The organism is Escherichia marmotae (assembly GCF_002900365.1).
In the GTDB taxonomy this organism is placed as follows: Bacteria; Pseudomonadota; Gammaproteobacteria; order Enterobacterales; family Enterobacteriaceae; genus Escherichia; species Escherichia marmotae.
Map to the genome: position 1 here is coordinate 2378352 of NZ_CP025979.1, position 24062 is coordinate 2402413.

Genomic DNA, 24062 nt, shown 5'->3' on the forward strand with positions numbered 1-24062 from the left:
TTACCCCTGCGGCTGGTTACTCACCAGCCGCGACATTGTCTCCAGCGAATCCGTTCTTAAGATATAAAGCCGTTTTAACAACAATGGATTATCCCCCGGTTTAACTTTACCTTTCATGGTGGTCACCGCCAGATGAAACCCGGCTTCATTTGCCGCTTTAACCGCTTTATCATTAAATCCGCCAAACGGGTAAGAAAGATACAATACATGCGGATTAAATTGCGTCAGCGCCCGGCGTGAGCGTTCGAAATCAAACAGAATATTGTGCTCACTACGGCTGAGTAATATTGGTCGTCGATAACCATCAACCCGATGTAAAAAATGGGTATGTGACTGGAAATCAAAAACATCGCTGACATCACGTAGTTCAGAAATACTCATAAACTGTAATGACTGCGGATTCCATTTTTGTGGGTGACGTTTAATACGCGAGGTAATAATAAATGCCGTCGCCTTCATACCATATTGTTTCAGAACAGGATACGCATAGCGACTTACCGATTTTAAGCCATCATCAAAAGTCAGCACAACCGCGCGAGCTGGAAGATTTATCGAATTATGCAAATATCCTTCCAGTTGATACAAGGTTAACGTGGTATATCCCCTGTCGCGCAACCAGGTCATCTGGTTATTGAATGCACGTACCGACGTTGTGGTCGAAGTATGGCGAAAACGGGTATTCTCTTCATCGCGTAAAATATGATGGTAGGTCAATACAGGAATACCATTATCCTGCTGCGCATCTAACGCACTGATATAGGCCAGACGTTTGCCAATACGAATTTGATACCAGGTTTGATTCAGGCGATCTTTCAATTTATTAATAATGGGATAACGCAAATTATCGGCCAGCACGCCAAATGGTGCGCTGCCAGCATCAGGCGCGTTATATATCGGTGTATCTTTCCAGGTAATAAGATTTTGGTTGCTCAGTGGCTTATGCAAATCCCCCAGGCCATCTTCAACTTTTTGCCGCCCTTGTACCGGTTCCAGATGACCTTTATCAATATATCCCGTACCAAAACCAAAGTTGAATTCATAATAATCGGCTGCGGTTGGCATGACCGAAATAATCTGCCCGGCGCGAATGTTACCAACAGTTACCGTTTTGTCGCCAATTTTACCCCAGATAGCCGCATCCTGAGTGGTTTGCATATAACGCATGGGAAGCGCTGCGCCGGCACCAGATGAAACCAGCAGCAGTAGAAAAATAAACTTTTTAATCATGAGGAAACAACCAGGCGAGAAACAACGTCGTTAGTGTAGCAAAATCGGAATGCGATTTAATACTCGAACCAATTGTGCTTTAGCACAAAGGGGGGATTTTTTTGTTGCTGATGCCAGAGACTACTGACTTCAGGAGCCCCCAGTTCGACAATGCGATTGCGGAACTCTGCACTCGACATTGTTTCACGACAAGCAATCATCTGTTCAATTAACGGTAGCGTGATACCAGAAATCACTTCGCAACAGGAATGTTTGTGGCTTAATAAAGACGCAACGCGATAAGGCGCTGCGCCCGCGATATCCGTGAAAAAGATCACGCCATCGCCGGAATCCGTCCCATGCAGGGCATCACATAACATTCGGCTAAGCATATTGGCACTAAGACCACGCCAAAAATTCACTGCCCGGCACTGGATAAGTGCGCCATATTTTTTTCCAGCGCATCCAGTATCTCTTGCGCCCGATCGTCGTGACAGGTAATGACCCAACCTAACATCGCTTTCCTCCTTAGCCGAAAATCAGTCTACCCTGACCATTGTTGATAAAGGGTGATAACCGTCAAAACTCCCCTCCCCCGCATCTGGAGGAGAGGAGATCAACTTAGCTACGCAAGCCGCGTCCGCGCTGAATCAGCGACCAGCAGATCAGATAAAACGCAATAATAAAGACAACCAGCACACCAAAGGTAGTAACCAACGGCACATCATTAATGCCGAGGAAGCCGTAGCGGAAACCACTGATCATATAGACTATCGGGTTCAGGTGCGACAGCCCCTGCCAGAACGGCGGCAGTAAAGTCAGGGAGTAAAATACCCCGCCCAAATAAGTGAGTGGCGTTAACACAAAGGTCGGCACCAGGCTGATGTCATCAAACGTTTTGGCAAACACACCGTTCAGCAGTCCGGCAAGAGAGAACAACACCGCCGTGAGCACCAGCGTTAAAGCAACAAATACCCACGAATGCACCTGAAACGGCACAAAGAATAGCGAAATAGCCGTCACCAGCATGCCAACAAGCAGTCCGCGCGCCACGCCACCGCCGACATATCCGGCAATGATGACGTGTGTTGGCACCGGCGCTACCAGCAATTCTTCAATATTACGCTGGAACTTGGCACCAAAAAATGATGATGCAACGTTAGCGTAGGCATTGGTGATCACCGACATCATGATCAGCCCCGGCACGATAAACTGCATATAACTAAAGCCATGCATATCGCCAATGCGCGAACCAATCAGGTTACCAAAGATAATAAAATAAAGGGTCATGGTGATGACCGGCGGCACCAGCGTTTGTATCCAGATACGCATAAAGCGATGGATCTCTTTCGCCCAGATGCTTTTTAGCGCCACCCAGTAAAGATGCATCATGCGCGATCTCCTTGTTTTTCATTAACCAGTGAAACAAACAACTCTTCCAGACGGTTGGCTTTGTTACGCATACTTAATACCTGCACGCCCTGCTCACTTAGCTGCGTGAATACGCTGTTAATCCCCTGCTCGCGCAACACTTCAACTTCAAGCGTAGCGGTATCCACCAGCCGATACTGGTAGCCATCGAGCTTCGGTAATGGACTTTTCGGCGCAAGGTCGAGAATAAAGGTTTCCGATTTCAGCTTCGCCAATAGCGCCTTCATCGAAGTGTTCTCCACCAGTTCTCCATGCTGAATAATGCCGATATTGCGACACAGCATTTCTGCTTCTTCCAGGTAGTGCGTGGTGAGAATGATCGTGGTGCCTTTGTCGTTTAAATCCTTCAAAAACCCCCACATTGAGCGGCGAAGTTCGATATCCACGCCTGCCGTTGGTTCATCCAGAATCAGCAGTTTAGGTTCATGCATTAATGCACGGGCGATCATTAAACGGCGTTTCATCCCACCAGATAACATACGCGCACGTTCGTTGCGTTTTCCCCACAAATCAAGCTGCTTAAGATACTTTTCGCTGCGGATATACGCTTCTTTGCGCTCTACACCGTAGTACCCCGCCTGATTCACCACAATTTGCTGCACGGTTTCAAACGGGTTGAAGTTAAATTCCTGCGGCACCAGTCCTAACTGGCGTTTGGCGTTCACGACATCTTTTTCAAGATCGTAGCCAAATACGCTGACCCGCCCGGAGGTTTTATTCACCAGCGAGCTAATAATACCGATGGTGGTCGATTTCCCGGCTCCGTTCGGCCCCAGAAGCGCATAAAAATCGCCGGCTTCGACCTGTAAATCTATTCCACGAAGCGCCTGAACGCCGCCTGGATAGGTTTTTTTAAGCTGTTGAAGTTCCAGTGCAATGGTCATAAATTTTTACTTACCTTACGTTCTTACACTTTATCTGTGGTTTAAATCGTCCCGGAGTTGCCCTATATTAGCCAAACGTAATTATTTGGTTACAGGTCGTTAACCTCCATGAAAGACATAGATACACTCATCAGCAATAATGCACTATGGTCAAAAATGCTGGTGGAAGAGGATCCCGGGTTTTTTGAGAAACTGGCACAAGCGCAAAAACCGCGCTTTCTATGGATTGGATGTTCCGACAGTCGCGTTCCTGCAGAACGTTTAACCGGTCTTGAGCCGGGCGAACTCTTTGTTCACCGTAATGTTGCCAACCTGGTCATTCACACCGATCTCAACTGCCTCTCCGTGGTGCAGTATGCAGTGGATGTTCTCGAAGTTGAACACATTATTATCTGTGGCCACTATGGTTGCGGTGGTGTGCAAGCCGCTGTTGAAAACCCGGAACTGGGGCTGATCAACAACTGGCTGCTGCACATCCGCGATATCTGGTTCAAACATAGCTCATTGCTTGGCGAAATGCCGCCAGAGCGCCGTCTGGATACCCTGTGCGAACTGAACGTAATGGAACAGGTATATAACCTGGGCCACTCCACCATTATGCAGTCAGCATGGAAACGCGGGCAGAAAGTGACCATCCACGGCTGGGCTTACGGCATTCACGACGGCTTGCTGCGCGATCTGGATGTTACAGCCACCAACCGCGAAACCCTGGAGCAACGTTATCGCCACGGGATTTCCAACCTCAAGCTAAAGCACATCAACCACAAATAAATTCGCCATGCCGGATGCAACACATCCGGCACATCCGCAGTTACTCGTCCAGCAGCACCACTTTGCCGATATACGGCAGATGACGGTAACGCTGTGCGTAATCGATGCCGTAGCCAACCACAAACTCATCCGGAATAGAGAAACCGATAAATTCTACCGGTACGTTCACTTCACGGCGAGACGGTTTATCCAGCAGCGTACAAATCGCCAACGATTTCGGTTCGCGCAGGCTTAAGATTTCACGCACTTTCGACAGTGTATTACCCGAGTCGATGATATCTTCAACAATCAGCACATCCTTGCCGCGGATATCTTCATCCAGATCTTTGAGGATTTTCACATCACGGGTGGTGGACATGCCGCTACCGTAGCTGGAGGCGGTCATAAAATCGACTTCATGAGATACCTGAACTTCACGGCACAGGTCCGCCATAAACATAAATGAGCCACGCAGCAGGCCTACCAGCACCATATCGCTGCCGCTGTCTTTGTAACGCTCAGTAATCTGACGACCCAGTTCAGCGATACGCGCTTTAATCTCCGCTTCGGGGATCATTACTTCTACAGTATGTTTCATATCTCTAACCATATGATTTAAAAACAAATCACTTCGCACGGGCGGGTTTCAGCGCCGCAACAAAGCGCAAGACACGCAGTATACCAGCAAAACTATTCATTGGCGGAATCTGTTAATAAAGCTCAAATTGTGATGACGATCACACATGTTAAAACCTATAATTAATTGCTACTAAAATATTAATGAATTGAAATGGTGTTTCTTTATGGCAATTAACAATACCGGCTCGCGACGCTTACTCGTGTCGCTAACCGCCCTTTTTGCAGCACTCTGCGGGCTATATCTTCTCATTGGTGGAGGCTGGTTGGTCGCGATTGGCGGCTCCTGGTACTACCCCATCGCTGGTCTGGTGATGCTTGGCGTCGCCTGGATGTTGTGGCGCAGTAAACGCGCAGCACTTTGGCTGTACGCCGCTCTGCTGCTCGGCACCATGATTTGGGGCGTCTGGGAGGTCGGTTTCGATTTCTGGGCACTCACTCCGCGCAGCGATATCCTGGTCTTCTTCGGTATCTGGCTGATCCTGCCGTTTGTCTGGCATCGCCTGGTCATTCCTGCCAGCGGCGCAGTTGCCGCACTGGTGGTCGCACTGTTGATTAGCGGTGGTATCCTCACCTGGGCCGGATTTCACGATCCGCAGGAAATCAACGGCACCTTAAGCGCTGATGCCACACCTGCCGAAGCTATCTCCCCCGTTGCCGATCAGGACTGGCCTGCCTATGGCCGCAATCAGGAAGGTCAACGCTATTCACCACTGAAGCAGATTAACGCCGATAACGTCCACAAGCTGAAAGAAGCCTGGGTGTTCCGCACAGGCGATGTGAAACAGCCGAACGATCCGGGCGAAATCACCAATGAAGTGACGCCGATTAAAGTAGGCGACACGCTTTACCTGTGTACCGCTCACCAGCGTCTGTTTGCGCTCGATGCCGCCAGCGGCAAAGAGAAATGGCCTTACGATCCTGAGCTGAAAACCAACGAGTCTTTCCAGCATGTAACCTGCCGTGGCGTCTCTTACCATGAAGCCAAAGCAGAAACTGCTTCGCCGGAAGTGATGGCGGATTGCCCGCGTCGTATCATTCTTCCTGTGAATGATGGTCGCCTGATTGCAATTAACGCTGAAAACGGCAAGCTGTGCGAAACCTTCGCCAATAAAGGCGTGCTCAACCTGCAAAGCAACATGCCGGATACCAAACCGGGTCTGTATGAACCGACGTCGCCGCCGATTATCACCGATAAAACCATCGTGATGGCCGGTTCAGTCACCGATAACTTCTCAACCCGCGAAACGTCTGGCGTAATCCGTGGTTTTGATGTCAACACCGGTGAACTGCTGTGGGCTTTTGATCCGGGCGCGAAAGATCCGAACGCCATCCCATCAGACGAACACACCTTTACCTTTAACTCGCCAAACTCGTGGGCACCTGCGGCCTATGATGCGAAGCTGGATCTGGTGTATCTGCTGATGGGCGTGACCACGCCCGATATCTGGGGCGGTAACCGCACACCGGAACAGGAACGTTATGCCAGCTCGATTCTGGCGCTGAATGCCACCACCGGGAAACTGGCGTGGAGTTACCAGACCGTTCACCACGACCTGTGGGATATGGATCTTCCGGCACAACCAACGCTGGCGGATATCACCGTTAACGGTGAAAAAGTGCCGGTCATTTACGCTCCTGCAAAAACTGGCAACATTTTTGTACTCGATCGTCGTAATGGCGAACTGGTCGTTCCGGCTCCGGAAAAACCGGTTCCACAAGGCGCAGCGAAAGGCGATTACGTTACTCCTACCCAACCGTTCTCTGAACTCAGCTTCCGTCCGACGAAAGATTTGAGCGGTGCGGATATGTGGGGTGCCACCATGTTTGACCAACTGGTGTGCCGCGTGATGTTCCACCAAATGCGCTATGAAGGCATTTTCACCCCACCATCTGAACAGGGTACTCTGGTCTTCCCGGGTAACCTGGGAATGTTCGAATGGGGCGGGATTTCCGTTGATCCGAATCGTGAAGTGGCAATTGCCAACCCAATGGCGCTACCGTTTGTGTCGAAACTGATCCCGCGTGGCCCGGGGAACCCGATGGAACAGCCAAAAGATGCCAAAGGCACAGGTACGGAATCCGGCATTCAGCCGCAATATGGCGTGCCGTATGGCGTAACGCTCAACCCGTTCCTTTCGCCGTTTGGTCTGCCGTGTAAACAGCCTGCCTGGGGATACATCTCGGCGCTGGATCTGAAAACCAATGAAGTGGTATGGAAGAAACGTATTGGTACGCCGCAGGACAGTATGCCGTTCCCGATGCCCGTTCCGGTGCCGTTCAATATGGGGATGCCAATGCTCGGCGGGCCAATCTCCACTGCGGGCAACGTGTTGTTTATTGCCGCTACGGCAGATAACTACTTGCGCGCTTACAACATGAGCAACGGTGAAAAATTGTGGCAGGGCCGTTTACCAGCAGGTGGTCAGGCAACGCCGATGACCTATGAAGTGAATGGTAAGCAATATGTGGTGATCTCCGCAGGCGGTCACGGTTCATTTGGTACGAAGATGGGCGACTATATTGTGGCTTATGCGTTACCGGATGATGTGAAGTAACCATAATGCCCGGAGAGATCCGGGCATATTCCCGAAGACGCTGTTTTTACACTGTAAACCCTAACATCATCCCCGTATCTTCATGCTCCAGCAGATGGCAGTGCGCCATATAAGCATGTTCTTTCGGTGCATCGTGATTAAACTTCACCAGCACCTCACTGACATTACCTTCCACCTTCACAGTATCTTTCCAGCCCGCGCGATGCACCGCTGGTGGTTGGCCATTTTCCGACAAGATACGGAACTGGGTGCCGTGAATATGGAACGGATGCAACATCATGTCGCCAACGCCAGAGATAACCCAACGTTCGAACTTCCCTTTCGCCGCCGCAAACATCGGCTTGTTCATATCGAAGGCCTGACCGTTGATTTTATTAGCATGGTGGAAATCGAACTTCCCGCCGTGGTTCATATGATTCATATTGCCGTGGCCCATGTGGCCCATCATCTGGCTGTGGTTCATTCCGCTCATTGCCTGATCGCCATATTTCTCCATTAACATCTGCATCCCCATCATATCGAGCATCGGATCCATAGAGAGTTGCAGTTTGCGTATCGTTAATCCGTCCAGCGAAGGTAACGCTGGCAGGCTACTCAAGGTATCCGGCAAAGCACCAGAGGCACTAATGGCAATCGGCTGAATACGCATTACCGGGTGCGGCTTGTCAAACGGTGCAATCGCCATTCCCATCTGGCTGACAGGCAGTGTCACCAGATCAAACGGTTTGTTGTCGTTAACCTCCACCAGCACTTCAAAACGCTCGCCCATCAGCACCGGAAGTTCACTCACCTTCACCGGTTCAGGCAACAGGCCACCATCGCTGGCGATCACATACAGCGGGCGATTGTCACTGGTGGCAAAATTGAGCGAGCGGGCGTTACAGCCATTGAGCAAACGCAGCCGCAACCAGCCACGCGGCGCGGCATGTTGCGGGTAAATAGCGCCGTTGGTCAGCAACGTATCGCCAAACCAGCCCACGGCGGCGGTCATCACATCGAGTTGATAATCAATCTGCCCGTCGGCGTTAAATTTTTTATCCTGAACAATCACCGGGACATCATCGATCCCCCACTGTTTTGGCAGCATTAATTTCAGGATCTCATCGTCCTCAATCACCACCAGCCCAGCCAGCCCCATCGCCACCTGACGCCCGGTTTTGCCATGTTGATGCGGGTGGAACCAGCAGGTAGCGGCAGGCTGATCGACATTCAGCGTCACTGTGCGTTTACCGCCAGGCGGAATAATTCCCTGCGGGCCGCCGTCCACTTCCCCCGGCACTTCCAGACCGTGCCAGTGCAACGTCGTCTCTTCCGCCAGTTGGTTATAGATATCAACCGTCACGGCTTTTCCACGCTGTAACTTCACCGCAGGCCCCAATAAATTGCCGTTATAGCCCCAGGTGGTCGCCGTTTTTCCAGCAAAGGTGGACTGGCCTGCGCCAATGGTCAACTGAATGCGATTACGGGCATCGGTAGCGAGCAAATCAGGGATCGGTAATGTTGGGCGTTCAGCAGCAAAAACCGCGCGGCTCCATAGTGGTAAAGCAGAAGCCACGCCCAACGCGACGGAATATTTTAAGAAATCACGACGTTGCATAGATATTTCCTTATTCTCAAGCAGGCGAAACAAAATCAAACGTTGAGCATAGTCCTTCCCCTTACGGGAAGGTCAAGCCACAGACACAACTTAATCCACAATAATGGTCGTCGCCTCGCTCGCAGTGTGCTAACGTTTATCTTCTTTAAGCCCCTGGTAGAAGCAATGAAGACGTTTTTCAGAACAGTATTATTCGGCAGCCTGATGGCTGTATGCGCAAACAGTTACGCGCTCAGCGAGTCTGAAGCCGAAGATATGGCCGATTTAACGGCAGTTTTTGTTTTTCTGAAGAACGATTGCGGTTACCAGAACTTGCCTAACGGGCAGATTCGTCGCGCACTGGTCTTTTTTGCCCAGCAAAACCAGTGGGATCTCAGCAACTACGACAACTTCGACATGAAAGCCCTCGGTGAAGATAGCTACCGCGATCTGAGCGGTATCGGCATTCCCGTCGCTAAAAAATGTAAAGCCCTGGCCCGCGATTCCTTAAGCCTGCTTGCCTACGTAAAATAATTCCTGATACCTTTTTGTAGAAACATTGACCGTGCATCCGCGGTCAATGTTAGCTATTATGTTGCGCCCTTTTTTTACGGGTGTTAATAAAGGAGGTATCAACCCATGGCCGAAAAAAAACTGTGGCATGAAACGCTACACGACCAGTTTGGGCAGTACTTTGCTGTAGATAACGTTCTGTATCATGAAAAGACCGATCACCAGGATCTGATCATTTTTGAGAACGCCGCATTTGGTCGCGTAATGGCGCTGGATGGCGTAGTACAGACCACCGAGCGCGACGAATTTATCTATCATGAGATGATGACCCACGTTCCGCTGCTGGCTCACGGTCACGCTAAACACGTGTTAATCATTGGCGGCGGCGACGGCGCGATGTTACGTGAAGTAAGCCGACATAAAAACGTTGAGTCAATCACGATGGTGGAAATCGACGCGGGCGTAGTGTCTTTCTGCCGTCAGTATCTGCCTAACCATAACGCCGGTAGCTACGACGATCCGCGCTTTAAGCTGGTGATCGACGATGGCGTCAATTTCGTGAATCAAACCAGCCAGACCTTTGATGTCATCATCTCCGACTGCACCGATCCCATCGGTCCCGGCGAAAGCCTGTTCACCTCAGCATTTTATGAAGGCTGCAAACGCTGCCTGAATCCTGGCGGTATTTTTGTCGCGCAAAACGGCGTCTGCTTTTTACAGCAGGAAGAAGCCATCGACAGCCATCGCAAACTCAGCCATTACTTCAGCGATGTTGGCTTTTATCAGGCGGCAATCCCGACCTATTACGGCGGCATCATGACCTTTGCATGGGCGACAGATAACGACGCCTTACGCCATCTCTCTACCGAAATTATTCAGGCACGTTTTCTCGCCTCTGGCCTGAAATGCCGTTATTACAACCCGGCAATCCACACGGCAGCGTTTGCCTTACCCCAGTATCTGCAAGACGCACTGGCTTCACAGGCGTCCTAAGGAGAAGATAAGAAATTGAAAAAACTGAAACTGCATGGCTTTAATAATCTGACCAAAAGTCTGAGTTTTTGTATTTACGATATCTGCTACGCCAAAACCGCCGAAGAGCGCGACGGTTATATCGCTTATATCGATGAACTCTATAATGCCAACCGTCTGACCGAAATCCTGTCAGAAACTTGTTCCATTATCGGGGCCAATATTCTTAACATCGCCCGCCAGGATTACGAACCACAAGGTGCCAGCGTCACTATTCTGGTGAGCGAAGAACCTGTCGACCCGAAACTTATCGACAAAACGGAACACCCCGGCCCGCTGCCAGAAGCCGTGGTTGCGCATCTCGATAAAAGTCATATTTGCGTACATACCTACCCGGAAAGCCATCCTGAAGGCGGTTTATGTACTTTCCGCGCCGACATAGAAGTCTCTACCTGCGGCGTGATTTCCCCGCTGAAGGCGTTGAATTACCTGATCCACCAGCTTGAATCCGATATCGTGACCATTGATTATCGCGTGCGCGGTTTTACCCGCGATATTAACGGTATGAAGCACTTTATCGACCATGAGATTAATTCGATTCAGAACTTTATGTCTGAAGATATAAAGGCGCTGTATGACATGGTGGATGTAAACGTCTATCAGGAAAATATCTTCCATACCAAGATGTTGCTTAAAGAGTTCGACCTTAAGCACTACATGTTCCACACCAAACCGGAAGATTTAACCGACAGCGAGCGCAAAGAGATTACCGCTGCGCTATGGAAAGAAATGCGCGAAATTTATTACGGGCGTAATATGCCTGCCGTTTAACAGCTCTGGCGGAGCACGAAGGCTCCGCCAGATTTACCTACTTCTGCTGTACGAAATTGCGGTACGCCGCCACCACCTGAAGAAAATCCTCAACGCCGCACAGCGACAGGCTTTCTTCGTCGTAGTAGTTCATCCCTTCTTCCATTTCGTCACCCGCAAATTCCAGTTGATTGGCGCGGATCATCACCTCCTCGCCATCCATCCACAGGGTGTATTCGTGCCCTGCCCGCTGCCAGGAACGTTCGCTACCTTTTAATGTGCGCGCGGCTTGTTCCACTTCATCAAGCAAGGCCAGGTTTTCTTTCACCTCTTCATTAAACCAGTGCCCGACCACTTCATGCCCCATGGACATGCGCACCTTTACCACTCCGGTAATATCGCGCAGAAATTCGTAATCCATAGTGTGTTCCTCTGCTCCCGGCAATGCGCCGAAATCGCATTGCGCCATTGATGTAATTATCGCAGCCTTACCAGAGAAAAACAGCGGAACGACGATGGTTTAGAGATAAAAATAGTGAAAAAAGCGTTCCAGCCACCATGGCCAGAATTTTTGTCATTTTCGACAGACATCTTCTTACCAGGGAAGAAGACAATCCAGTGCTACTCTGCGCACAAAACATAGATTAATAAAGAGGGTGAATTGTTTTATAATCAAAAATCCACCAGTCATCCGTAATCTTGCCATTATCATAAAGTTGAAGATCGCTACTTCCCTCTGCGTCGGTGGTTGTTATCACATCAGCATTTCGCTTCCAGTGTGATATAGGAGATTCAGTGCTCATGGTTAAAAGGTTTTCTTTCATCGGCTCACACTGTGCGCATCCCCTGACATTACCGTCCTCATAAAAACCCACTAATCCACCATTTGCGACAAACAAATATTGTAATTTTGCTGTCGCGGCAAAAGCGTTGCCGCATAGTAGAAAAAAGATAATTATAATAAACGCTTTTTTCATTCACTTTATCTCCATTAAGTGAAAAACTTCACCCTGTAATAACCAGCAGAAAACCAAATAAGATAAACACTATCAATATCTTATTTCGCCTATCAGAATTGAAATCGATTGATTTTTTAGCGAACATATTCATTTAAAACATAAAAATATAATTCACTAAAATGATAACGACATTATTATGATAATCGCTCTCTTACATGCAGGGAAACACTATCATTAAGGAAAAGAGTGCGGGTTCTGAGAATTAACGTTATTGAGTTGCCCGTCAGATATTCCGGCAAAAAAAAGCCACTCCCCAAAAGAAGTGGCTCAGATTGCTGACAAAGTGCGCTTTGTTCTTGCCGGATGCGGCGTAAACGCCTTATCCGGCCTACAAAATAGTGCAAATTCAATAAATTGCAGAAACGTTGTAGGCCTGATAAGCGCAGCGCATCAGGCAATGTTGCGTTTATCATCAGTCTTAGCCACTTCCCAAAAGAAGTGGCTTTTCACAACAGGCTACTACCTTAAACCGCAGTCTGGAAAATCACCCCATCCGCTTTTTCGGTGTACTGAGAAAGCTGGTTGAAGTTCAGATAACGGTAAGTATCAACGGCTGTTTTATCTACCTGCGCAACGTAGGTCTGGTACTCTTCCGGCGTTGGCAGTTTGCCAAGAAGCGCTGCAACGGCTGCCAGTTCCGCAGAAGCCAGGAAGACGTTCGCGCCAGTACCCAGACGGTTCGGGAAGTTACGGGTAGAGGTGGAAACCACCGTCGCGCCGTCCGCCACACGCGCCTGGTTACCCATGCACAGTGAACAGCCCGGGATCTCGATACGCGCGCCGCTCTTACCGAAGACGCTGTAGTAGCCTTCTTCTGTCAGTTGCGCGGCGTCCATCCGGGTTGGCGGTGCTACCCACAGGCGGGTCGGCAACTGGCCTTTATGCGCATCCAGCAGTTTACCTGCTGCACGGAAGTGACCGATGTTGGTCATGCAAGAACCGATAAACACTTCGTCGATCTTCTCGCCCTGAACCGCTGACAGCGGACGTGCGTCGTCCGGATCGTTCGGTGCACAGAGGATTGGCTCTTTGATATCTGCCAGATCGATGTCGATCACTGCCGCGTATTCGGCATCAGCATCGGCTTCCAGCAGCTCAGGATCCGCCAACCATTTTTCCATGCCCTGAATACGACGTTCCAGGGTACGACGATCGCCGTAACCTTCCGCGATCATCCACTTCAGCAGGACAATGTTGGAGTTCAGGTATTCGATGATCGGCTCTTTGTTCAGCTTGATGGTACAGCCCGCAGCGGAACGTTCAGCGGAAGCATCGGTCAACTCAAATGCCTGCTCAACTTTCAGATCCGGCAGGCCTTCAATTTCCAGAATGCGACCAGAGAAGATGTTTTTCTTACCTTTCTTCTCAACGGTCAGCAGACCTTGCTTGATTGCGTACAGCGGGATCGCGTGTACCAGATCGCGCAGGGTGATGCCCGGCTGCATTTTGCCTTTGAAGCGCACCAGAACGGACTCCGGCATATCCAGCGGCATGACGCCAGTCGCCGCAGCAAACGCGACCAGACCAGAACCTGCCGGGAAGGAGATACCGATCGGGAAACGGGTATGGGAGTCACCACCGGTGCCCACGGTATCCGGCAGCAGCATACGGTTCAACCAGGAGTGGATTACGCCATCACCTGGGCGCAGCGACACACCGCCACGGTTCATAATGAAGTCAGGCAGCGTATGGTGCGTGTTAACGTCAACCGGCTTCGGATACGCCGCTGTATGACAGAAAGACTGCATCACCAGGTCAGCCGAGAAGCCCAGGCACGCCAGGTCTTTCAGTTCATCACGGGTCATTGGGCCGGTAGTGTCCTGAGAGCCGACAGACGTCATTTTCGGTTCGCAGTAAGCGCCCGGACGAATGCCTTTCACGCCACAGGCGCGACCCACCATTTTCTGTGCCAGCGAGAAGCCACGATCGCTTTCAGCGACATCTTTCGCCTGACGGAACACATCGCTCTGCGGCAGACCGAGCGCTTCACGCGCTTTGGTGGTCAGACCGCGACCGATAATCAGCGGAATACGACCGCCCGCCCGCACTTCATCAATCAGTACGTCGGTTTTTAGTTCAAAGGTCGCCAGCAGTTCACCGGTTTCGTGGTTACGCACTTCACCTTTATACGGGTAAACGTCAATCACGTCGCCCATATTCAGGTTGGAAACGTCCACTTCAATTGGCAGCGCACCGGCATCTTCCATTGTGTTAAAGAAGATTGGCGCAATTTTGCCGCCGAGACACAGACCGCCACCGCGTTTGTTCGGCACATGTGGAATATCGTCGCCCATAAACCACAGTACAGAGTTAGTGGCGGATTTACGCGAAGACCCCGTACCCACAACGTCACCCACATAAGCCAGCGGGAAACCTTTCTGTTGCAGGGCTTCGATCTGCTTGATCGGGCCAACAACACCGGGTTGATCTGGCTCGATTCCTTCGCGGGCGTTTTTCAGCATCGCCAGCGCGTGCAGCGGGATATCCGGGCGTGACCACGCATCCGGTGCCGGAGAGAGGTCATCAGTGTTGGTTTCGCCGGTGACCTTGAAGACGGTAACGGTCAGTTTTTCAGCCAGTGCCGGGCGATTCAGGAACCATTCAGCATCCGCCCAGGACTGCATAACCTGCTTCGCGTATTTGTTACCTGCTTTGACTTTCTCTTCTACGTCATAGAAGTTATCGAACATCAGCAGCGTGTGGGACAGTGCTTTAGCAGCGATCGGTGCCAGTTTGGCATCGTCCAGCGCGTCGATCAGCGGATGAATGTTGTAACCACCCTGCATGGTGCCCAGCAGTTCAATGGCTTTTTCCGGAGTCAGCAGCGGAGATTTGGCTTCACCTTTTGCGACGGCGGCCAGGAAGCCTGCTTTTACATAGGCTGCTTCATCGACGCCAGGGGGAACACGGTTGGTTAACAGATCTAACAGGAATTCTTCTTCGCCCGCGGGCGGGTTTTTCAGCAGCTCTACGAGCGCGGCCATTTGGTTTGCATCCAGGGGTTTGGGCGCAATCCCCTCAGCGGCACGCTCAGCTACGTGCTTACGGTATTCTTCTAGCACGACGGTTCTCCTCGCTCTCATTGTCATAGTGCGGCAGGCGATTCTCTTCACGCTCCTGTGAGACAGCAGTTTGTAGGGTAAATGCCCAGTACCGCAACGGGCAGAATAGCAGGATTTTGACGATGTGTTAATCTGTTTACAAAAAAGCAACATAAAAAAGTGGCTGAATCGTTAAGGATAGTCTAGAGATTGTTTCCCTCCGAAAAACCTGTTAATTCGCATTGTGATAATCACCCTTCTCAACAAATCCCAACATGAGTCAAAATTTAAACTACCGCCTCTTTATACTCGTGCCTACAGCACCTGCGGGTGGCAGTTCGTCGACCATTGCGATTTCCTTGAGATCAGGACTATGAAAATTACTTTGCCGTTTAAACCCCATGTGCTGGCGCTAATTTGCAGCGCCGGGCTATGTGCCGCTTCCGGTACGTTGTATGTGAAAAGTCGCACGGTGGAAGCCCCCGTAGTAGCGCAATCAACACAACAGTCTGCGCCTGACGTCGCTGCGGTTACGCTTCCTGCAACAGTTTCCATGCCCCCGGTAACGCCTGCCGTCGTCAAATCTGCCTTCAGTACTGCGCAAATCGATCAATGGCTCGCACCTGTCGCGCTGTACCCCGATGCACTGCTTTCGCAAGTGCTGATGGCATCGACCTATCCGGCAAATGTCGCCCAGGCCGTGCAGTGGTCGCACGATAACCCGCTCAAACAAGGCGATGCGGCTATTCAGGCAGTATCCGGTCAGCCGTGGGATGCCAGCGTCAAATCACTGGTGGCTTTTCCGCAATTGATGGCGTTGATGGGTGAAAACCCGCAGTGGGTACAAAATCTTGGCGATGCGTTTCTGGCGCAGCCGCAGGATGTGATGGACTCGGTACAACGTTTGCGGCAACTGGCGCAACAAACCGGGTCACTGAAGTCATCAACTGAACAGAAAGTTATTACGACCACGAAGCAAGCCGTACCGCTAAAACAGACTGTCACGGCTCCTGTCACACAATACAATACCGTTTCAACATCCAGCCCCGTCGTCGCAGAACCTGCCCCGACCGTAATAACCATTGAGCCAGCCAATCCGGATGTAGTTTATATTCCCAACTACAACCCAACCGTGGTTTACGGGAACTGGGCCAATACCGCGTATCCGCCGGTTTACCTGCCGCCACCAGCCGGAGAACCGTTTGTTGACAGCTTCGTGCGCGGATTCGGCTACAGCATGGGCGTTGCCACCACATACGCGTTATTCAGCAGCATCGACTGGGATGACGACGATCATGACCACCATCACCACGACAACGATGATTATCATCACCACGACGGTGGTCATCGTGACGGCAACGGCTGGCAACACAACGGCGACAACATCAACATCGACGTCAACAATTTCAACCGTATCACCGGTGAGCATCTTACGGATAAGAATATGGCATGGCGGCACAATCCGAATTACCGCGATGGTGTGCCTTATCATGATCAAGATATGACTAAGCGATTTCATCAAACCGATATCAAAAGCGGTATGAGCGCCACACAACTACCCGCACCGTCGCGCGACAACCAGCGCCAGGCGGCTGCAAGTCAGTTTCAGCAACGAACACATGCTGCACCAGTCACTACGCGCGACACCCAACGTCAGGCTGCGGCACAGCGGTTTAATGAGGCGGAACACGATGGGAGTTATGACGACTTCCGCGAGTTCAGCCGTCACCAGCCACTGACCCGGCAGCAAAAGGACACCGCTCGCCAGCGTTATCAATCGGCCTCTCCTGAGCAGCGCCAGGCAGTCCGCGAGAAAATGCAAACCAGCCCGCAGAATCAGCAGCGAAGAGAGACGGCACGTCAGCATATTCAGTCCACTACTCCCGAACAGCGCCAAGTATTTAAAGAAAAAGTACAGCAGCGCCCGCAGAACCAACAACAGCGTGATAACGCCCGCCAGCGTATTCAATCGGCATCACCAGAACAGCGGCAGGTCGCACGCGCGAGAATTCAGGAGAGTCACCCGCAGCGTTTAAACGACAATAACCGTCCGGCCAGACTGAATAACGAACAACGGTCAGCGGTACGCGAACGGTTGTCTGAGCGTGGAGCAAGACGACTGGAAAGGTAAATTGCAGGCATAAAAAAAGCGGCGCTGTTAGCCGCTTAAGACTGATGACAAACATCGAATTGCCCGATGCGCAAGCTTATCGGGCCTACACGGAACCTGCAATATATTGAATTTGCATGATTTTGTAGGCCGGATAAGGCGTTTACGCCGCATCCGGCGTAAACAACCAGCACTTTGCCAACAATCTGAAGCGTCAGAATAGCCGCTTCTTAATTTACCGGATGCCCCGGCACAAGAAAAATTACTTCTTCTTCGCTTTCGGGTTCGGCAGGTCGGTAATGCTACCTTCGAACACTTCTGCCGCCAGGCCCACAGACTCGTGCAGAGTCGGGTGCGCGTGGATGGTCAGCGCGATGTCTTCAGCGTCGCAACCCATTTCGATTGCCAGACCGATTTCACCCAACAGCTCGCCGCCGTTAGTACCGACAATCGCACCACCGATCACACGATGAGACTCTTTGTCGAAAATCAGCTTGGTCATACCGTCCGCGCAGTCAGAAGCGATCGCACGACCAGAAGCAGCCCACGGGAAGGTGGCAGTTTCGTAGCTGATGCCTTTCTCTTTCGCTTCTTTCTCGGTCAAACCCACCCATGCAACTTCTGGTTCGGTATAGGCAATAGACGGAATAACTTTCGGATCGAAGTAGTGTTTTTTACCGGCGATAACTTCAGCGGCAACGTGACCTTCGTGAACACCTTTGTGTGCCAGCATCGGCTGACCGACGATATCACCGATAGCAAAGATGTGTGGTACGTTGGTACGCAGTTGTTTGTCAACGCGGATGAAGCCACGGTCGTCCACTTCCACGCCTGCTTTGCCTGCGTCGAGGTTTTTACCGTTCGGCACACGACCAATCGCCACCAGCACGGCGTCGTAACGCTGTGGTTCAGCCGGTGCTTTTTTGCCTTCCATCGTCACGTAGATACCGTCTTCTTTTGCTTCAACGGCAGTGACTTTGGTTTCCAGCATCAGGTTGAATTTCTTGCTGATACGCTTGGTGAAGACTTTAACGATGTCTTTATCTGCTGCCGGGATAACCTGGTCGAACATTTCAACCACGTCAATCTGTGAACCCAGCGCGTGGTATACCGTCCCCATTTCCAGACCGATGATACCGCCACCCATAACCAGCAGGCGTTCTGGCACTTCTTTCAATTCCAGAGCGTCAGTGGAGTCCCAGATACGCGGATCTTCATGCGGAATAAACGGCAGTTGGATCGGGCGAGAACCCGCCGCGATGATCGCATTGTCGAAGTTGATCACAGTCTTACCGTTCTCACCTTCAACTTCCAGGGTGTTCGCCCCGGTGAATTTACCCAGACCGTTGACCACTTTCACTTTACGGCCTTTCGCCATACCAGCCAGACCGCCGGTCAGTTGAGTGATAACTTTCTCTTTCCAGGTACGAATCTTGTCGATATCGGTTTTCGGCTCACCGAAAACGATACCGTGTTCAGCCAGTGCTTTGGCTTCTTCGATAACTTTTGCTACGTGCAGCAGTGCTTTAGAAGGGATACAGCCGACGTTCAGGCAAACACCGCCGAGGGTGTTGTAGCGTTCTACGATTACGGTTTCCAGACCTAAATCAGCGCAGCGGAAGGCAGCGGAGTAACCTGCGGGGCCTGCCCCAAGTACCACGACCTGAGTTTTGATTTCAGTACTCATCATGACCTCTATATATTTATCTCCGGCGGGTCTGACGTTTTTTTTATGACGCCCATTATCCACCGGGTCGTTCTATCCGTCGGTATTTTACAAAATTGTTAACAATTTTTAAACAACAAACGGCAACCGATTTGTCTATTACCTGATAACCTCAATATATTCATAAGATTACCAGAAAAAAGCCGGCCGTTGGGCCGGCTCTTTTATTTACATCACCAGACGGCGAATGTCAGACAGCGTGTTGTTAATGATGGTAATGAAACGCGCACCATCAGCACCGTCGATCACGCGGTGGTCAAAGGAGAGAGAAATCGGCAGCATCAGACGCGGCACGAACTCTTTACCATTCCACACAGGTTCCATCGCGGACTTGGAAACGCCGAGGATAGCCACTTCCGGTGCGTTCACAATCGGCGCGAAGTGGGTAGTACCCAGGCCGCCGATACTGGAGATGGTGAAGCAACCACCCTGCATTTCGCCCGCAGTCAGCTTACCGTCACGCGCTTTCTTGGAAATGGTCATCAGCTCGCGAGACAGCTCGATGATGCCTTTCTTGTTGACGTCTTTGAATACCGGAACAACCAGGCCGTTCGGAGTATCCACCGCCACACCGATGTTGATGTATTTCTTCAGGGTCAGACGCTGACCGTCTTCCGACAGCGAACTGTTGAAGCGAGGCATCTGCTCAAGTGCCGCAGCAACGGCTTTCATGATGAAGACAACCGGGGTGATCTTCACATCCAGCTTACGTTTCGCAGCTTCTTCGTTCTGCTGTTTACGGAACGCTTCCAGCTCGGTGATATCGGTCTTGTCGAAGTGGGTAACGTGCGGGATCATCACCCAGTTACGGCTCAGGTTAGCACCAGAGATTTTCTGAATGCGACCCAGTTCCACTTCTTCGATTTCACCAAACTTGCTGAAGTCCACCTTCGGCCACGGCAACATGCCTGGGATACCGCCGCCAGTCGCTGCCGGAGCCGCTTCTGCACGTTTGATGGCTTCTTTCACATAAGCCTGAACGTCTTCGCGCAGGATACGACCTTTACGGCCTGTGCCCTTCACTTTCGCCAGGTTAACGCCGAACTCGCGAGCCAGACGGCGGATCAGCGGAGTCGCGTGAACATAAGCGTCGTTTTCAGCAAATTCAGATTTGCCTTCCGCTTTTGCAGCCGGTGCTGCTGCCGGAGCTTCAGCTTTTGCAGCCGGGGCCGGAGCTGCCGCTTCCTGTTTCGCCGGAGCTGCCGCAGGCGCTGCGCCTTCAACTTCGAAGATCATAATCAGCGAGCCAGTTTTCACTTTGTCGCCAACATTCACTTTCAGTTCTTTCACCACGCCCGCGAACGGAGCCGGAACTTCCATAGAAGCTTTGTCGCCTTCTACGGTGATCAGTGACTGCTCAGCGGTAACTTTGTCGCCCACTTTCACCATCACTTCGGTCACTTCAACTTCGTCACCGCCGATATCCGGAACGTTAACTTCTTTCACGCCAGTCGCTGCCGCAGGTGCCGGAGCCGCTTCCTGTTTTGCCGCCGGAGCCGGAGCTGCCGCGCCGGCTGCCCCCGCAACTTCGAAGACCATAATCAGTGAGCCGGTAGACACTTTGTCGCCAACGTTCACTTTGATCTCTTTCACGATGCCCGCAAACGGAGCCGGAACTTCCATAGAAGCCTTGTCGCCTTCTACGGTGATCAGCGACTGTTCAGCTTCAACTTTGTCGCCCACTTTCACCAGGATTTCGGTCACTTCAACTTCGTCGCTGCCGATATCCGGAACGTTAACGTCTTTTGCCGCCGCAGCCGCTGGTGCTGCTGCCGGAGCTGCTTCTTTCTTCTCTTCTGCCTGAGCAGGTGCAGCGTCTGCTGCACCGTCGGCGGAATCGAAAATCATAATCAGTGCGCCGGTCTGGGTTTTATCTCCAACAGAGACTTTGATCTCTTTAACGATACCCGCCTGCGGAGACGGAACTTCCATAGAGGCTTTGTCGCCTTCTACGGTGATCAGCGACTGTTCGGCTTCAACTTTGTCGCCCACTTTGACCAGGATCTCGGTGATTTCAACTTCATCAGCCCCGATGTCCGGTACTTTGATTTCGATAGCCATTATTCTTTTACCTCTTACGCCAGACGCGGGTTAACTTTATCTGCATCGATGTTGAATTTGGCGATTGCGTCAGCAACCACTTTCTTATCGATTTCGCCACGTTTAGCCAGTTCGCCCAGCGCCGCAACCACAACATAGGAAGCATCAACTTCGAAGTGGTGACGCAGGTTCTCACGGCTGTCGGAACGACCGAAGCCATCAGTACCCAGTACGCGGTAGTCGTCAGCCGGTACGTAAGTACGGACCTGCTCAGCGAACAGTTTCATATAGTCGGTAGATGCCACTGCCGGAGCGTCGTTCATCACCTGAGCGATGTACGGAACGCGCGGAGTTTCCAGCGGATGCAGCATGTTCCAGCGTTCACAATCCTGACCATCACGCGCCAGTTCGGTGAAGGAGGTCACGCTATAAACGTCAGAACCTACGCCGTAATCTTTCGCCAGGATCTGTGCTGCTTCACGGACGTGGCGCAGGATAGAACCGGAGCCCAGCAGTTGAACTTTACCTTTGCTACCTTCAATGGTTTCGAGTTTGTAGATACCTTTACGGATACCTTCCTCAGCACCTTCCGGCATTGCCGGCATGTGGTAGTTTTCGTTCAGCGTGGTGATGTAGTAGTAAACGTTCTCTTGTTTTTCACCGTACATACGCTCCAGACCATCATGCATGATGACAGCAACTTCGTAAGCGTAAGCCGGGTCGTAAGAGATACAGTTCGGGATAGTCAGCGACTGAATGTGGCTGTGACCATCTTCGTGCTGCAGACCTTCGCCGTTCAGGGTGGTACGACCGGAAGTACCGCCGATCAGGAAGCCACGCGCCTGCTGGTCGCCAGCCGCCCAGCACAGATCGCCAATACGCTGGAATCCGAACATCGAGTAATAGATGTAGAACGGAATCATCGGCAGATTGTTGGTGCTGTAAGAGGTCGCCGCAGCCAGCCAGGAACAACCTGCGCCCAGCTCGTTGATCCCTTCCTGCAGAATCTGACCTTTCTCGTCTTCTTTATAGTACGCAACCTGCTCGCGATCCTGCGGGGTGTACTGCTGACCGTTCGGGCTATAGATACCAATCTGACGGAACAGACCTTCCATACCGAAAGTACGCGCTTCGTCAGCGATGATCGGCACAAGTCGGTCTTTGATCGACTTGTTCTTCAGCATCACGTTCAGGGCACGAACAAAAGCGATAGTGGTGGAGATCTCTTTGCTCTGTTCTTCCAGCAGCGCACCGAAGTCTTGCAGGCTCGGCAGCTCCAGCTTCTCGGTAAAGTTCGGCTGGCGGCTTGGCAGATAACCGTGCAGTTTCTGACGCTGAGCGTGCAGATAGGTATGCTCTTCAGAACCTTCCGGGAAGGTGATGTACGGCAGTTTTTCGATATCTGCATCAGACACCGGCACATTGAAACGGTCGCGGATATGGCGCACGCCGTCCATGTTCATTTTCTTAACCTGGTGCGCAATGTTTTTACCTTCAGCCGCATCGCCCATGCCGTAACCTTTAATGGTATGAGCAAGGATTACTGTCGCTTTGCCTTTGGTTTCCTGCGCTTTCTTGAATGCAGCGTAGATTTTCTTCGGATCGTGACCGCCACGGTTCAATGCCCAGATCTGCTCGTCAGTCCAGTCTGCAACCAGTGCTGCGGTTTCCGGATATTTACCGAAGAAGTGTTCACGAACGTACGCACCATCTTTCGATTTGAAGGTCTGGTAGTCGCCGTCAACGGTTTCGTTCATCAGTTGGATCAGTTTACCGCTGGTATCTTTACGCAGCAGCTCATCCCAACGGCTACCCCACATCACTTTGATCACGTTCCAGCCAGCACCTTCGAAGATGCCTTCCAGTTCGTTGATGATCTTGCCGTTACCGGTGACCGGGCCGTCAAGACGCTGCAGGTTACAGTTGATAACGAAGACCAGGTTATCCAGTTTTTCACGGGTAGCGATGGTGATCGCACCTTTGGATTCTGGTTCGTCCATCTCGCCGTCACCAAGGAATGCGTAAACGGTCTGTTTAGAGGTATCTTTCAGGCCACGGTGTTCCAGATATTTCAGGAACTTCGCCTGGTAGATAGCACCGATTGGCCCCAGCCCCATAGATACGGTCGGGAACTGCCAGAATTCCGGCATCAGTTTCGGGTGCGGGTAGGAAGAGAGGCCATTACCGTGGACTTCCTGACGGAAATTATCCAGTTGCTCCTGAGTCAGACGACCTTCCAGGAAAGCTCGTGCGTAAACGCCCGGGGAGATGTGCCCCTGGAAGTAAACCAGGTCGCCGCCATCCTGCTCGTTGCGTGCACGGAAGAAGTGGTTAAAACACACATCATAAATGGTTGCGGAAGACTGGAAAGACGCCATGTGGCCGCCCAGTTCCAGATCTTTTTTGGATGCACGCAGAACCGTCATGATGGCGTTCCAGCGGATAGCTGAACGAATACGGCGTTCCAGTTCCAGATTACCCGGATACTCCGGCTGTTCTTCAACGGGGATGGTGTTGATGTAGTTGCTGACGCCGGTGCCTGCGGCTACGTTGACTCCGCCTTTGCGGGCTTCAGCAAGCAGTTGGTCGATCAGATACTGAGCACGCTCAACACCTTCTTCACGGATGACCGATTCGATCGCCTGGAGCCAGTCGCGAGTTTCGATCGGATCCACGTCATTTGGGAAACGTTCTGACATGGGTTATTCCTTATCTATCTAATAACGTTGAGTTTTCTGGAACCTGTCCCATTGAACTCTCGCTGGAAAGCTCAATAAGACAGGTTCTACG

The 24062-nt window shown here is 51.4% G+C and carries 17 protein-coding genes and 1 pseudogene; 6 read left to right on the plus strand and 12 right to left on the minus strand.

What is annotated here, in order from left to right; all coding sequences use genetic code 11:
• The 4 genes and pseudogenes from C1192_RS12315 to C1192_RS12330 form a co-directional block, all read right to left on the minus strand.
• Positions 1 to 1227: a polysaccharide deacetylase family protein gene (locus tag C1192_RS12315; protein ID WP_038354965.1), complete on the minus strand. Its 1227-nt coding sequence runs from the start codon at positions 1225 to 1227 to the stop codon at positions 1 to 3.
• 56 nt (positions 1228 to 1283) lie between these two features.
• Positions 1284 to 1723, minus strand: a pseudogene (locus C1192_RS12320) (PTS sugar transporter subunit IIA).
• 104 nt (positions 1724 to 1827) lie between these two features.
• Positions 1828 to 2598, minus strand: a complete 771-nt coding sequence (locus C1192_RS12325; RefSeq protein ID WP_000972195.1) for an ABC transporter permease — start codon at positions 2596 to 2598, stop codon at positions 1828 to 1830.
• Complete coding sequence (locus C1192_RS12330) at positions 2595 to 3521, minus strand: ABC transporter ATP-binding protein (protein WP_000150640.1); 927 nt, start codon at positions 3519 to 3521, stop codon at positions 2595 to 2597. The genes C1192_RS12325 and C1192_RS12330 overlap by 4 nt, the downstream gene beginning before the upstream one ends.
• 108 nt (positions 3522 to 3629) lie before the next feature.
• Between C1192_RS12330 and can the strand changes: the two genes are divergently transcribed.
• Positions 3630 to 4292, plus strand: a complete 663-nt coding sequence (can, locus tag C1192_RS12335; RefSeq protein WP_000651596.1) for a carbonate dehydratase — start codon at positions 3630 to 3632, stop codon at positions 4290 to 4292.
• Positions 4293 to 4332: 40 nt separating this feature from the next.
• Here the strand turns inward: can and hpt are convergent, their stop codons facing one another.
• A complete protein-coding gene (gene hpt, locus C1192_RS12340; RefSeq protein ID WP_000683336.1) occupies positions 4333 to 4869 on the minus strand; it encodes a hypoxanthine phosphoribosyltransferase in 537 nt (178 codons plus the stop codon).
• Positions 4870 to 5074: 205 nt separating this feature from the next.
• Between hpt and gcd the strand changes: the two genes are divergently transcribed.
• Complete coding sequence (gene gcd / locus C1192_RS12345) at positions 5075 to 7465, plus strand: quinoprotein glucose dehydrogenase (protein WP_038354963.1); 2391 nt, start codon at positions 5075 to 5077, stop codon at positions 7463 to 7465.
• A gap of 46 nt (positions 7466 to 7511) precedes the next feature.
• Here the strand turns inward: gcd and cueO are convergent, their stop codons facing one another.
• Complete coding sequence (gene cueO / locus C1192_RS12350) at positions 7512 to 9062, minus strand: multicopper oxidase CueO (RefSeq protein WP_038354962.1); 1551 nt, start codon at positions 9060 to 9062, stop codon at positions 7512 to 7514.
• Positions 9063 to 9227: 165 nt separating this feature from the next.
• Here cueO and C1192_RS12355 point away from each other — a divergent pair, with 165 nt between their 5' ends.
• The 3 genes from C1192_RS12355 to speD all read left to right on the plus strand — a co-directional run bounded on the left by C1192_RS12355 (position 9228) and on the right by speD (position 11357).
• A complete protein-coding gene (locus tag C1192_RS12355; protein ID WP_000846616.1) occupies positions 9228 to 9575 on the plus strand; it encodes a YacC family pilotin-like protein in 348 nt (115 codons plus the stop codon).
• A 105-nt stretch (positions 9576 to 9680) separates the two neighbouring features.
• Positions 9681 to 10547, plus strand: coding sequence for a polyamine aminopropyltransferase (gene speE / locus C1192_RS12360; protein ID WP_000818362.1), 867 nt, complete (start codon positions 9681 to 9683; stop codon positions 10545 to 10547).
• A gap of 15 nt (positions 10548 to 10562) precedes the next feature.
• A complete protein-coding gene (speD, locus tag C1192_RS12365; RefSeq protein WP_000734282.1) occupies positions 10563 to 11357 on the plus strand; it encodes an adenosylmethionine decarboxylase in 795 nt (264 codons plus the stop codon).
• Positions 11358 to 11394: 37 nt separating this feature from the next.
• Here the strand turns inward: speD and yacL are convergent, their stop codons facing one another.
• The 3 genes from yacL to acnB all read right to left on the minus strand — a co-directional run bounded on the left by yacL (position 11395) and on the right by acnB (position 15417).
• A complete protein-coding gene (yacL, locus tag C1192_RS12370) occupies positions 11395 to 11757 on the minus strand; it encodes a protein YacL (RefSeq protein WP_001517750.1) in 363 nt (120 codons plus the stop codon).
• A 223-nt stretch (positions 11758 to 11980) separates the two neighbouring features.
• On the minus strand, positions 11981 to 12313 hold the full coding sequence (locus tag C1192_RS12375; protein ID WP_000708862.1) for a hypothetical protein: 333 nt from the start codon (positions 12311 to 12313) through the stop codon (positions 11981 to 11983).
• Between the two features lie 506 nt (positions 12314 to 12819).
• Positions 12820 to 15417, minus strand: a complete 2598-nt coding sequence (gene acnB, locus C1192_RS12385; protein WP_052463031.1) for a bifunctional aconitate hydratase 2/2-methylisocitrate dehydratase — start codon at positions 15415 to 15417, stop codon at positions 12820 to 12822.
• A gap of 352 nt (positions 15418 to 15769) precedes the next feature.
• Here acnB and C1192_RS12395 point away from each other — a divergent pair, with 352 nt between their 5' ends.
• On the plus strand, positions 15770 to 17527 hold the full coding sequence (locus C1192_RS12395; RefSeq protein WP_038354961.1) for a DUF3300 domain-containing protein: 1758 nt from the start codon (positions 15770 to 15772) through the stop codon (positions 17525 to 17527).
• Positions 17528 to 17768: 241 nt separating this feature from the next.
• Here C1192_RS12395 and lpdA read toward each other — a convergent pair whose 3' ends face one another.
• The 3 genes from lpdA to aceE form a co-directional block, all read right to left on the minus strand.
• The gene (gene lpdA, locus C1192_RS12400) at positions 17769 to 19193 is read right to left on the minus strand and encodes a dihydrolipoyl dehydrogenase (protein ID WP_000102487.1); all 1425 of its coding nucleotides are present in this window, start codon (positions 19191 to 19193) and stop codon (positions 17769 to 17771) included.
• 207 nt (positions 19194 to 19400) lie between these two features.
• Positions 19401 to 21293: a pyruvate dehydrogenase complex dihydrolipoyllysine-residue acetyltransferase gene (gene aceF, locus C1192_RS12405; protein ID WP_038354960.1), complete on the minus strand. Its 1893-nt coding sequence runs from the start codon at positions 21291 to 21293 to the stop codon at positions 19401 to 19403.
• Between the two features lie 14 nt (positions 21294 to 21307).
• Positions 21308 to 23971 carry a pyruvate dehydrogenase (acetyl-transferring), homodimeric type gene (aceE, locus tag C1192_RS12410; RefSeq protein ID WP_000003835.1) on the minus strand — a complete coding sequence of 888 codons (2664 nt, stop codon included), beginning with the start codon at positions 23969 to 23971 and terminating at the stop codon, positions 21308 to 21310.
• Positions 23972 to 24062: the final 91 nt, after the last annotated feature.

Excerpts from the sequence above, each read along its gene's own strand:
- C1192_RS12315 (WP_038354965.1), bottom strand. The coding sequence starts at position 1,227 with ATGATTAAAAAGTTTATTTTTCTACTGCTGCTGGTTTCATCTGGTGCC.
- C1192_RS12325 (WP_000972195.1), bottom strand. The coding sequence starts at position 2,598 with ATGATGCATCTTTACTGGGTGGCGCTAAAAAGCATCTGGGCGAAAGAG.
- C1192_RS12330 (WP_000150640.1), bottom strand. The coding sequence starts at position 3,521 with ATGACCATTGCACTGGAACTTCAACAGCTTAAAAAAACCTATCCAGGC.
- can (WP_000651596.1), top strand. The coding sequence starts at position 3,630 with ATGAAAGACATAGATACACTCATCAGCAATAATGCACTATGGTCAAAA.
- hpt (WP_000683336.1), bottom strand. The coding sequence starts at position 4,869 with ATGAAACATACTGTAGAAGTAATGATCCCCGAAGCGGAGATTAAAGCG.
- gcd (WP_038354963.1), top strand. The coding sequence starts at position 5,075 with ATGGCAATTAACAATACCGGCTCGCGACGCTTACTCGTGTCGCTAACC.
- cueO (WP_038354962.1), bottom strand. The coding sequence starts at position 9,062 with ATGCAACGTCGTGATTTCTTAAAATATTCCGTCGCGTTGGGCGTGGCT.
- C1192_RS12355 (WP_000846616.1), top strand. The coding sequence starts at position 9,228 with ATGAAGACGTTTTTCAGAACAGTATTATTCGGCAGCCTGATGGCTGTA.
- speE (WP_000818362.1), top strand. The coding sequence starts at position 9,681 with ATGGCCGAAAAAAAACTGTGGCATGAAACGCTACACGACCAGTTTGGG.
- yacL (WP_001517750.1), bottom strand. The coding sequence starts at position 11,757 with ATGGATTACGAATTTCTGCGCGATATTACCGGAGTGGTAAAGGTGCGC.
- C1192_RS12375 (WP_000708862.1), bottom strand. The coding sequence starts at position 12,313 with ATGAAAAAAGCGTTTATTATAATTATCTTTTTTCTACTATGCGGCAAC.
- C1192_RS12395 (WP_038354961.1), top strand. The coding sequence starts at position 15,770 with ATGAAAATTACTTTGCCGTTTAAACCCCATGTGCTGGCGCTAATTTGC.
- lpdA (WP_000102487.1), bottom strand. The coding sequence starts at position 19,193 with ATGAGTACTGAAATCAAAACTCAGGTCGTGGTACTTGGGGCAGGCCCC.
- aceF (WP_038354960.1), bottom strand. The coding sequence starts at position 21,293 with ATGGCTATCGAAATCAAAGTACCGGACATCGGGGCTGATGAAGTTGAA.
- aceE (WP_000003835.1), bottom strand. The coding sequence starts at position 23,971 with ATGTCAGAACGTTTCCCAAATGACGTGGATCCGATCGAAACTCGCGAC.